The following is a 12,073-nucleotide window of genomic DNA, read 5'->3' as shown; positions in this document are numbered from 1 at the left end:
ATAGTGAAACCGACAACGAAACAGCTGTTTACCCGCCTTTTTATCCTCGTTCTCTCCTTTTTATGTTCCATGGGACTTTTTACCCTGGTTTACCGGCTGGACAACAAGTACCGGCTCCAGACACCACAGCCAATCAATGGCATTCTGTTCTATGAGCCGGAGCAGTTCCCCGTTGTCTATCTGATTAACGGGTGGGAATATTATCGTCAGAAGCTTCTCACTCCGGAGGATTTTCAGGAGGATGCACCGCTTCCGGATGACTATATTTTCATCGGGCAGTACGGCGGGATGGAAGCCGGCGATGCGAACGCCTCCCCTCATGGGAGTGCCACCTACCGCCTTCTTCTGTCCCTGCCGGACACACCTGCCTCCTATACACTGGAGCTCCCGGAAATCTACTCGTCCTACCGTCTGTACATCGACGGCCGGTTGATGGCTTCCCAGGGAAATCCTGACAGAGACCAGTACCGGCCTGCCCTACGCGCCGGCTCACTCACCTTTGAGGGCAGTGGAGATATGGAGCTTTTGCTGGCCGTCTCAGACTGGTCCCATCTGTACGGCGGGCTGGTCTACCCGCCGGCTTTCGGCACTCCGTCCGCGGTTACTTCCCTGCTGGACCAGAGATTTGCTATCAGCCTGTCGGCGACAGCGCTGGCTCTGCTCCTTGGCATCTTTCAGCTGGCACTTGCCATAACGCTCAGGAACCGCCACTCGTTGCTGTCGGGGCTGATTTGTCTGGCCTTCGCCGGCTCCGTGTGTTCTCCCGCGCTTCACCGGCTGACGACTACCGCTATTGTGCCATTTTACAACCTGGAAATCTTTTGCCGGTATGCCGTATACGGACTGCCCCTCCTTCTGGTTCCTGATTTATGTGGCAGAAAGAGCCGTTATATCACGGCGGCTTCCTGTCTGGCTGCTCTGTTTCCGTTTGCGGCCCTGGCGGTATCTCTCGCGGCCCCGTCTCTCTCCTACCGGGACATGGCGCTGTTTTCCCGGATTGCCGGGATTTATAAGGCAGTCTGCGCCCTATATCTTCTTGGTATGGCGTTCTGGGCGAAGTATCACAGTGAAAGTGGGGATCGGGAATCCGAGTCCGACAGCGATATTCTCTTGATCGCCGTCACCATTTTCGCCTCCTCCCTGGCCGCCGACAGACTGTACCCCGGTTTTGAGCCCAGCCGGCTGGGCTGGTTTTCGGAGATTGCCGGTTTTCTGTTTGTATTGATACTGAGTTTCCTGCTGCTTCGCGACTCCGCAAGACTTTACCAGAAACAACTCATCCTCACTCAGCAGAAACGCCATATGGAGGAGCAGATTGCCATGCAGAAAAAGCACTACACGGAACTGGCATCGCAGATTGAAACCATCCGCGTCATGCGCCACGATATCCGTCATCATCTCACCCAGCTATCTGCTCTTTTAAAAGATGGAAATGCGGAATCGGCCGCCCAGTATCTGGACAAGCTCACCGGCAGCGCCCTGACCGCCTCGCCCCTTACCTTTTGCAGCGCCTACCACGTGGATGTTTTGCTACGCTACTACTATTCCAAAGCGGAGGAGCAGCAAATCCCCATGACCATCCACGCCTCCCTCCCCGAACAGCCGGGAATCCCGGAGGAGGATTTATGTGTCATCCTGGGGAATCTTTTAGAAAATGCATTGGAAGCCACCATCCCCGTCCCCGCTCCCGACCGCAGGATATCCGTATCCATGGCATCCACCGACGGCAGTATCGCAATTGAAATCAAAAATACCTATACTGGAAAACGAGTTCCCAACGGTGAGACATTTCACTCCAGCAAGGATATGGACAAAGATACAGTTCCCCACGGAATCGGTCTCTCCTCCGTCCGCTCTGTTGTTGAAAAATACAGCGGAGATTTATGGTTTCACACGGAAGAAGGCACTGACAATCCACACTGGTTTACCGTGCAGGTACTCATGATTACGGAAGACAAAACAGACCGCCTCGGAACTTGTGTATAAGTTCCGAGGCGGTCTGTTTTAGGGTTACTGCGGTATCTTCAATACCTCGCCGGGATGAATCGTGGAGGTTACACTCTTGCCGTTGATTTGTGCCAGCATTTGTATATCAACGTTGTATTCCCGTGCAATCTTCCATAAGTTGTCACCCGTTTTTACCGTATGGGTAAGGCGCATTTTTTTCTTTGAATAGTCCGGCGTTATGCCGTGATTGTCAAATGTATATGGGACGCCATCTATCTCTCTTGTCTGGCCCTTTATGGGGCTGCCGTTTATATAGTACATCCACTGGCCGCTGTCATTCTGCATCCAGCCTTGGGTGGTGGAGGTACCCATCATCCGCTCTATGAAGCGGCGGAGCGTTGCGGATGCTTCAGCTCTGGTGGCGGCACTCTGTGGCTCAAACTTGTTGGCGTCCTTGCTGGCTATAATGCCTGCCATCTGCATAGTTTTTACGGAATCCTTTGCCCAAGATGAGATATTCGTGGTATCGGCAAAGGTGATTTCCGTGTGGACCCTGGGTAGAGAATAGCCGATGGTTCGCGCATAGTTAGCCAGTACCACAGCCATCTGCTCACGGGAGATGGCCGAGTCGGGAGCATAGGTAGCAGCGCCTGTACCGCTTAATATTCCGCTTTGGCTGGCCCATTCCACATAGCCCATGTAGTAAGCATCTGCTTTTACATCGGTAAAGCTGCTTGTCTTGTATCCGCTTACATCTACTCCCGCCAGTCTGCCGAGGGCTGTCACAATCATTCCTCTCGTTATGGCGGTGTCAGGACTGAAGGTGGTACGGCCCGTGCCATCTAGCAGGCCACGATTTACCACAAACTGAATATTCTCTTCTGCCCAGTGGCTGGCCGTGTCACTAAAACCTGACAAGGCCTTGTATCCGATGCCATAAGTCGAAAAATGAGAAGTAGTGAAGCGCAATGTCTTATTGGCACTGTCATAAGCGGAGTTTGTGAGATAATTCACATTCCCATTACTGTCCACATAAACTGCACAGACGCCGCCTGACGTCTCACCGGATTGCAAGGTGTAAGGAATAGCCACGTTTACACTGCCTGTTCCGAACTCTGTCACCTGCTTACCACTGCCGTAGTCTGCCTTCAGGTCAAAGACAGGGCGGTTTCCGATTGCTGTTTTCGTCGCTCCGGCCAGCCTGCTGTTGTCCTGCCGTGTGGCTGTGATGTTCACATCGGCCTGTGCCTGTCTGTGTATTTCGGTGACAGCCGCCAGATTCATGTCTATTCTGATACTGGGATTATCCACCACAAGCACGGTGTTTACAACCTTATTACTGATGATGGTTTCCTGCGTCACCTTTGGCAGGTTAACGCTTACACTGCCTGCGCTTCCACCACCTGTGTTGATATTCAGCACAAGGGTGATTCCGTTATTCAAGCTGCCTTTTTTCCGAATCTCTTCCTCCGCCTTTTTAATGGCATCCTCTACGGCTTTCTGTGAAAGTTCTGCCTTGAAACTGCCAGCCCCGTCCACTGTACCGTTTATCTTAATTTCGCTCTCAATAGGATCACCCGGCCTGGTTTCAGCGGATGAACCACTGCTTGATGAGCCGCCGCCTGACGAGCCTCCATTTGATGAACCGCTGTCCGATGAATCGCCACCTGGCAGTTTTGCAATGGATTTGTTTATTGCAATGGTACCGCTCTCGCTGTTAAGTGTCAGCTTCAGCGTGCCTGTGATTACTCCAACAGCTGCTTTGGTCGCCTCCGTCTTGCCAAAACTGTTTGTGCTGTCCCAGGCCACAGCTACGCCGTGCAGTGTCGCCGCTTTAGCCGCATCGAGAATATTCTGGGCGGTAGTGGCGTTTGTGACTGCCAGGTTCTTAAGTGCTGTTTCAATGGAGCTTTTCACCAAAGCTATCTTTTGCGCATCAGTGAGCGTGGTGGACGATTTTACGATGATAGTGTTGTCAGAACTGTTAAATTCCGCTGTATTACCAACAGCGCCGGGGCCGTCCAATTTGATTTTGCTGGTGTCGTCCGCTGCCGCCTTCGTGGCAATTACTTTACCGTCTTCAATGCCTTCGGGCAAGATTACACACACACTGCCATCTGCTCCAGTAAGGCCGCCACTAATCACGAAGCTGTCCACACCGTTGGTGACTAGTGTTTCCGCGCCACCGTTTATGACCACACCCATACCCGCACCGCCAATCTCAACGGCACCGCCTACGGTAATGACAGCATTGCCGCTGACGGTTCCGCCATCACTGCCGCCTCCGTAGATACTGCCTGCTACCTTGGCCGATTCCATAACAGAGATTTTGGCGTTGCCGGTGACCTTGGCATTGTTCCCGCCGCCGTAAATATAGTTTACCTGTCCGCCAGTCATGGTGACTTTTGTGTTGCCGGTCAAATTCACATTGCCAGAATGACTGCCGCCGTAGATGGTATCTACCTGGCCGCCGGTCATGATGACACTGGTATTGTCTATCAAATTTTGGCTGTTTTTTCCACCGTAAAGAGTATAAGCGGTGAGGTCATAGCCAGTGGCGTCATTGCTGCCGATGGCACCGTTGATGTTCAGTATCTGATAGTCGTTTTCATCTTCTGACCCCATCGGGCGGTACTTCACAACGGTATAGACTGTTCCGACTCCTCCGGTGCCTTCCTCCAATTTAAGTTCACATCCGTTAGCACAGATGTTTTTTTCATCCACTACAAGGGGAATAGCAACAGGGGGTGTCCCCGCCTTAATCTCGCCATTTTCAAAGTATGCCACCTTGTCCGCCGCACCGTCGCCGGTGAGCTTAATCCTGCCAGTGTCCTCCCGCACGGCCCCAGTAGCGATGGTACCTCCAGCGGCATAACCAGCAGGCAGGACAACGTACACTTCTGCATCATCAGACAGATGGTTATCTTTGGCAATAGAGATACTGCTCACGCCGTTAGCCGGATTCCCTGAGCTGCCGTTGATGATAACTCCATTGCCATCAGCACTATTCCCAATCTTAGCCCCGCTGCCAATGGTGACGGAAATGTCGCCGGTAACAGTACCGAGATAGCCACCACCATACACGCTGCCAGTAACCTCTCCATCGATGGTGACGGAAGTACCGCCATCCACCGCCGTCCAGCCGCCGCCGAAGACGCCACCATACATGCCGCTGTACGTAATATCCACCATAGCGCCAGCCTTGATGATAACGGAAGTACCACCAGTAACAGTACCTTCAAGACCCCCTCCATATACACCGGCTCCTTTGCCGCTCACTCTTGCACCACTCTGGAGAATAACGCTGGTTCCCTGAGCCACTGGTCCGCTTCCGCCACCATAAACTTCTCCAACCACGGTACCTGCAATGGTCACGTTGGTCCTGCCGCTTACAGTGTTGAAGCCGCCGCCTATGACACCAATTCCATCTCCGCCTGTGCTATCTACAATGGCTCCAGATTCAATGGTAACAAAAGTACTGCCCTCCACGGTACCGATATTTAAGCTGCCACCACCGCAGACGCTGCCCACCCTTGCCCCGTGTTTAAGCGTGACTTGGGTATCCCCCTCCACAGTACCATCACCGCTATCGCCGCCGCAAACTACACCGATAACAGTACCTTCCACGGTGACAATAGTGTCTCCTTTGAGCACAGTATTCTCACCACCGCCGTAGCCATTCCTCACCGTGGCGTCAGACCCTATGTATACGTCGGTGGAACCAGTAGAACTGATGTGGCCGCTTCTGCCCTTGCCGCCACCGTACAAGTACAACACTTTGCCTCCCAGAACATTGACGGATGTGCTGCCGCTGACAGCAGCATCGGCCCCCATGGCATAGCCGCCACCGAAAAGGTAGCTCACTTCTCCACCCAGCATGGTAAGCTGTATGTCTCCGTCTACATTGTCATCCCGGCAGCCTCCAAAGATGTACCAGCTTTTAAGATTGTTGCCTGCCACGGTACCATCTGTGGCATCACCCATATTGGGGTTAAAGATGATATCACCACTGTCAATCTCCCCGTTGCCATTCTGGTCTATGTAAATAACAGTTTTACTGGTATCCGTGGAGCCGGCCGCTAAAATCAAGGGTGAACCGTTGGCAAAAACGTAGTTGACCATACCAATTTTTTCCGCTGTTGGCATAGGCCCCTCCGCCAGCGTCCTTGCAACCGTTCCGGCAATCACCGCTTGAAGCGCAGCTGCCGCTATTAATAAATCGTCATGTTCTCCGGTAAATCTCGCATAATCATCGTCACTTAAGTCCTCAAGAGCGTCCATAGCGGCGGTTATCTGTGCTGTCAGCTTATCCTTCCGCTCTTCCGTAGTTTTTTCTGTGATACTGTCCGCTGAAGGCAGCGCTTTAAACAGCGCTACAACTCTATCATAGGCGGTATCTTTAGCCATCTCATTTTTTTGGGGTGGATTTCCTGCCGACGGCTTTTCCGCAGGTGGCGTTTCCAAAGGCGTACTTTCGCACAGCTCGCAGGAATGAGTGCAGGGAACTTCCTTCACCTCCTCCATATAACCGCAGCCATCGCTGTGGTCACATACATAGGCCGCATCGTTGGGAGTTGCCTTGTTGACTCCCATACCATCGCTGTCTGCACCAAGAGTGCAGGTGTAGGTACCGTCCTCATTTTCATGAGAACAAGGAGTACCCTCCACGGCTTCTATATAGCCGCAGCCCTCATCATGAACATGGCCGCATACACGGTTGTCCTTTTTTAGATTATCTCTATATATACCCCCCCCCCTGTATTTTAGGTGTTGTTGCCGCCAGGGAAGATACAGGCATCATCGTCACCATCATACAGGCAGTCAGTATTCCTGCTATCTGCCTTTTGTATCGGAATCTAAACATTTTTCTTTATCCCTTTCTTTTTTCCAACATAAACCTCTTAAACATATCATTTGTCCACGGTTATTGAGGTATTTTCAACACCTCCCCGGGATGAATCGTGGAAGATACACTCTTGCCGTTGATTAATGCCAGTATTTGCATATCAACGTTGTATTCCCGTGCTATCTTCCATAAGTTGTCACCCGTTTTTACCGTATGGGTAAGGCGGCTTTTTTTCTTTGAATAGTCCAGCGTTATGCCGTGATTGTCAAATGCATATGGGACGCCATCTATTTCTCTTGTCTGGCCCTTTATGGGGCTGCCGTTTATATAGTACATCCACTGGCCGCTGTCATTCTGCATCCAGCCTTGTGCGGTGGAAGTATCCATCATCCGCTCTATGAAGCGGCGGAGCGTTGCAGATACCTCGGCTCTGGTGGCGGCGCTCTGTGGGTCAAACTTGTTGGCGTCCTTGCTGGCTATTATGCCTGCCATCTGCATGGTCTTTACGGAATCCTTTGCCCAGGATGAGATATTTGTGGTATCGGCAAAGGTGATTTCCGTGTGAACACTGGGCAGCGAATAGCCGATGGTTCGCGCATAGTTAGCCAGTGTCACGGCCATTTGCTCACGGGAGATGGCGTCTTCGGGGGCATAGGTAGTGGCGCCTGTGCCGCTTAATATTCCGCTTTGGCTGGCCCATCCCACATAGCCCATGTAGTAAGCGTCTGCTTTTACATCGGTAAAGCTGCTTGCCTTGTATCCACTTACGTCTACTCCCGCCAGTCTGCCGAGGGCTGTCACAATCATTCCTCTCGTTATGGCTGCGTCGGGACTGAAAGTGGTGCGGCTTGTGCCATCTAGCAGGCCACGATTTACCACAAACTGTATATCTTCCTCTGCCCAGTGGCTGGCCGTGTCACTAAAATCTGACAGAGCCTTGTATCCGATGCCATAAGTCGAAAAATGAGAAGTGGTGAATCGCAATGTCTTGTTGGTGCTGTCATAAGCGGAGTTTGTGAGATAATTCACATTCCCATTACTATCCACATAAACCGCACAGACGCCGCCTGACGTCTCGCCAGATTGCAAAGTGTACGGAATAGCCACGCTCACGCTGCCTGTTCCGAACTCTGTCACCTGCTTTCCACTGCCGTAGTTTGCCTTCAGGTCAAAGACAGGGCGGTTTCCGATTGCTGGTTTCGCCGCTCCGGCCAGCCTGCTGTTGTCCTGCCGTGTGGCTGTAATATTCACATCGGCCTGTGCCTGTCTGTGTATTTCGGTGACAGCCGCCAGATTTATGTCTATTCTGATACTGGGATTGTCCACCACAAGCACGGTGTTTACAACCTTATTACTGATGATAGTTTCCTGCGTCACCTTTGGCAGGTTAACGCTTACACTGCCTGCGCTCCCACCACCTGTGTTGATATTCAGCACAAGGGTGATTCCGTTATTCAAACTGCCCTTTTTCCGAGTCTCTTCCTCTGCCTTTTTAATGGCATCCTCCACGGCTTTCTGTGAAAGTTCCGCATGGAAGCTGCCAGCTCCATCCACAGTACCGTTTATCTTGATTTCGCTCTCAATGGAGACACCCGGCCTGGTTTCAGCGGATGAACTGCTGCTTGATGAGTTGCCACTGGATGAGCCGCCGCCTGACGAGCCTCCATTTGATGAACCGCTGTCCGATGAATCATCACCAGGTAATTTTGCAATGGATTTGTTTATTGCAATGGTGCCGCTCTCGCTGTTAAGTGACAGCTTCAGCGTGCCTGTGATTACTCCAACAGCTGCTTTGGTCGCCTCCGTCTTGCCAAAACCGTTTGTGCTGTCCCAGGCCACAGCTACGCCATGCAGTGTCGCCGCTTTGGCCGCATTGAGAATATCCTGCGCGGTAGTGGCATTTGTGACAGTCAGGTTATTAAGCGCTGTTTTAATGGAGCATTTCGCCAAAGCTATCTTTTGCGCATCAGTGAGCGTGGTGGACGATTTTACGATGATAGTGTTGTCAGAACTGTTAAATTCCGCTGTATTACCAACAGCGCCGGGGCCGTCCAGTTTGATTTTGCTGGTGTCGCCCGCTGCCGCCTTCGTGGCAATTACTTTACCGTCTTCAATGCCTTCGGGCAAGATTACACACACACTGCCATCTGCGCCGGTAAGGCCGCCACTAATCATGAAGCTGTCCACACCGTTGGTGACTGGTGTTTCCGCGCCACCGTTTATGACCACACCCATGCCCGCACCGCCAATCTCAACGGCACCGCCTACGGTAATGACAACATTGCCGCTGACGATTCCGCCATCACTGCCGCATCCGTAGATACTGCCTGCTACCTTGGCCGATTCCATAACAGAGATTTTGGCGTTGCCGGTGACCTTGGCATTGTTCCCGCCGCCGTAAATATAGTTTACCTGTCCGCCAGTCATGGTGACTTTTGTGTTGCCGGTCAAATTCACATTGCCAGAATGACTGCCGCCGTAGATGGTATCTACCTGGCCGCCGGTCATGATAATACTGGTGCTGTCTATCAAATTTTTGCTGTTTTTTCCACCGTAAATGGTGTAAGCGGTGAGGTCGTAGCCGGTGGCATTATTGCTGCCGGTGGCGCCGTCAACGGCCAAAATCTGATAGTCGTTTTCATTTTCCGACCCCATCGGGCGGTACTTCACAACGGTATAGACTGTTCCGACTCCTCCGGTGCCCTCCTCCAATTTGAGTTCACATCCGTTAGCGAAAATATTTTTTTCATCCACCACGGGAGGGAGAGAAGCCGGCGGTGTCCCCGCCTTAATCTCGCCATTTTCAAAGTATGCCACCTTGTCCGCCGCACCGTCGCCGGTGAGCTTAATCCTGCCAGCGTCCTCCCGTACGGCCCCGGTAGCGATGGTACCTCCAGCGGCATAACCAGCAGGCAGGACAACGTACACTTCTGCATCATCGGACAGATGGTTATCTTGGGCGATAGAGAAGCTGCCTACACCATTAGACGGGTTTCCTGAGCTGCCGTTGATGATAACCCCATTGCTGGTAGTATTATCCCCAATCTTAGCTCCGCCACCGATGGTGACGGAAATATCGCCGGTAACGGTACTGCCACTTCCATTGCCGCCGCCATACACACTGCCGGTAACCTCGCCGTCGATGGTAACAAAAGTTCCGCCGGTGACAGTAGCGTAGCTGCCACCTCCGTATACGCCGCCAAGTTCAGAATACACCGCAGCACCTTGCTCAACGATAACGGAGGTGCCATCCTCCACGGCCCCCTGGCCGCCGCCGAATACGCCATTATACAAGCCAGTGTACTCAATATCCACCATAGCGCCAGTCTTGATGATAACAGAGGTGCCGCCAGTAACAACGCCTTTACTACCGGATCCCCCTCCATACACGCTGACGTTTCTGCCGCTTACCTTTGCACCACGCTGAAGAATAACGCTGGTTCCCTGGGCCACTGGTCTGCTTCCTCCGCCATAAACGTTCCCAATCACGGTGCCTGCAATAGTCACTGTGGTGCTTCCATCTATGGTGTTGGAACCGCTACCATTAACAGTGGCATATCCTCCGTTGGTGTTTTCTACCATAGCGCCAGACTCAATGGTAACGAAAGTACTGCCCTCCACGGTGCCTTTCGACATAGAGCCTCCACCGTAGACGTTGCCCGCACTTGACCCGCGTTTCAGCGTGACTTTAACATCACCCTCCACAGTGCCACCATTTCCATCGCCACCGGCGACCTCGTTGATAACGGTGCCTTCTACGGTAGCAGTGACATTTCCTTTGACCACGGCGTTATTGCCGCCACCATAGACCATATTTACCATGGTATCGGCCCCAATGTATACGTCGGTGGAACCAGTAGAACTGATGCGGTCACTGTTGCCCATGCCGCCACCATACGCTCCAAACAATTTACCGCCCAAAACATTGACGGAAGTACTGCCATTAACAACAGCATCGGCCCCACTGACATAGCCTCCGCCGTAAAGGTATTTCACCTCACCCCCCAGCATGGTAAGCTGTATGTTTCCGTCTACGTTGTCGTCCCGACAGCCTCCAAAGATATACCAGCTTTTGAGATTGTTGCCTGCCACAGTACCATCTGTGGCATCACCCATATTGGGGTTAAAAATGGTATCACCACTGTCAATCTCACCGTCGCCATTCTGGTCTATGTAAATAACAGTTTTGCTGGTATCCGTGGAGCCGGCCGCTAAAATCAGGGATGCACCGTTGGCAAAAACATAGTAGTAAGAACCGATTATTTCCGCTGTTGGCATAGGCCCCTCCGCTAGTGTCCTGGGAACCGTGCCGGCAATCGCCGCTTGAAGCGCTGCTGCCGCTATTAACAAATCGTCATGTTCTCTGGTGAATCTCGCATAATCATCGTCACTTAAGGCCTCAAGGGCGCCCATAGCGGCAGTTATCTGCGCTGTCAGCTTATCCTTCCGCTCTTCCGTAGTTTTTTCTGTGATACTGCCTGCTGTGGGCAGCGCTTTAAACAGCGCCACAACTCTATCATAGGCGGTATCTTTTTCTTCCTCAACACCAACGCAGAGACTCAAATCCGCATGCTCAGCCGAGCAAACGGGGCAGTCGGGATTTATGACGGCCGCTGTGTCCGTTTTGCTGTCGGCAGGAGTGCATTTGATATCACAGATACAGGTATCTTTGACTATTTCATTTTTTATGGGTGGATTTCCTACTGATGGCTTTTCCACTGATGGAGTTTCCAAAGGCGTATTTTCGCACAGCTCACAGGAATGGGTGCAGGGAACGCCCTCCACCGCCTCTGTATAGCCGCAGTCATCGCTGTGGTCACATACATAATCTGCATCGTGGGGAGTTGCCTTGTTGATACCCACATCGCCACTGTCTGCACCAGGAGCGCAGGTGTAGGTGCCGTCGTCATTTTCATGAGAACAGGGAGCGCCCTCTATGGCTTCTACATAGCCGCAGTCCTCGTCATGAACGTGTCCGCATATACGATTGTCCTTTTTTAGATTATCTCCATATATACCCCCCCCCCTGTATATTAGATGTTGTTGCCGCCAGGGAAGATATAGGCAGCATCGTCACCATCATGCAGGCAGTCAGTATTCCTGCCACCAGCTTTCTGCATGGAAATCCAAACATTTTTCGACATTGTTCCATCATATAATCCGCTCCGAATAGAACGCATACGGCTAACAATGCCGCTGGAAGCAGCAATCGATACTGCTTCCCCATCCTAACTGCTTTTTCAACCAACTTATCAATCATATTTCTTCATTCCTCTCTTT

4 protein-coding genes are annotated in these 12,073 nt (G+C 52.1%); 1 reads left to right on the top strand and 3 read right to left on the bottom strand.

Translation table 11 applies throughout. From position 1 onward, the window contains the following. Positions 1-3 precede the first annotated feature (3 nt). A complete protein-coding gene (locus HMPREF9473_RS02525) occupies positions 4-1,986 on the top strand; it encodes a sensor histidine kinase (RefSeq protein WP_006778483.1) in 1,983 nt (660 codons plus the stop codon). A 24-nt stretch (positions 1,987-2,010) separates the two neighbouring features. On the opposite strand, the gene HMPREF9473_RS02520 is transcribed toward HMPREF9473_RS02525, so the two are convergent. The 3 genes from HMPREF9473_RS02520 to HMPREF9473_RS02510 form a co-directional block, all read right to left on the bottom strand. After that, positions 2,011-6,615: an S-layer homology domain-containing protein gene (locus HMPREF9473_RS02520; RefSeq protein ID WP_242830765.1), complete on the bottom strand. Its 4,605-nt coding sequence runs from the start codon at positions 6,613-6,615 to the stop codon at positions 2,011-2,013. A 256-nt stretch (positions 6,616-6,871) separates the two neighbouring features. After that, a complete protein-coding gene (locus HMPREF9473_RS02515) occupies positions 6,872-11,656 on the bottom strand; it encodes an S-layer homology domain-containing protein (protein WP_006778481.1) in 4,785 nt (1,594 codons plus the stop codon). 139 nt (positions 11,657-11,795) lie between these two features. Beyond that, the gene (locus HMPREF9473_RS02510; RefSeq protein WP_006778480.1) at positions 11,796-12,053 is read right to left on the bottom strand and encodes a hypothetical protein; all 258 of its coding nucleotides are present in this window, start codon (positions 12,051-12,053) and stop codon (positions 11,796-11,798) included. Positions 12,054-12,073 lie beyond the last annotated feature (20 nt).

The organism is Hungatella hathewayi WAL-18680, from assembly GCF_000235505.1.
Classification (GTDB): domain Bacteria; phylum Bacillota; class Clostridia; order Lachnospirales; family Lachnospiraceae; genus Hungatella_A; species Hungatella_A hathewayi_A.
The sequence above is the reverse complement of the archived record's forward strand: the minus strand, read 5'-3'. Positions and strand labels throughout refer to the sequence as shown.

Excerpts from the sequence above, each read along its gene's own strand:
- HMPREF9473_RS02510 (WP_006778480.1), bottom strand. The coding sequence starts at position 12,053 with ATGATTGATAAGTTGGTTGAAAAAGCAGTTAGGATGGGGAAGCAGTAT.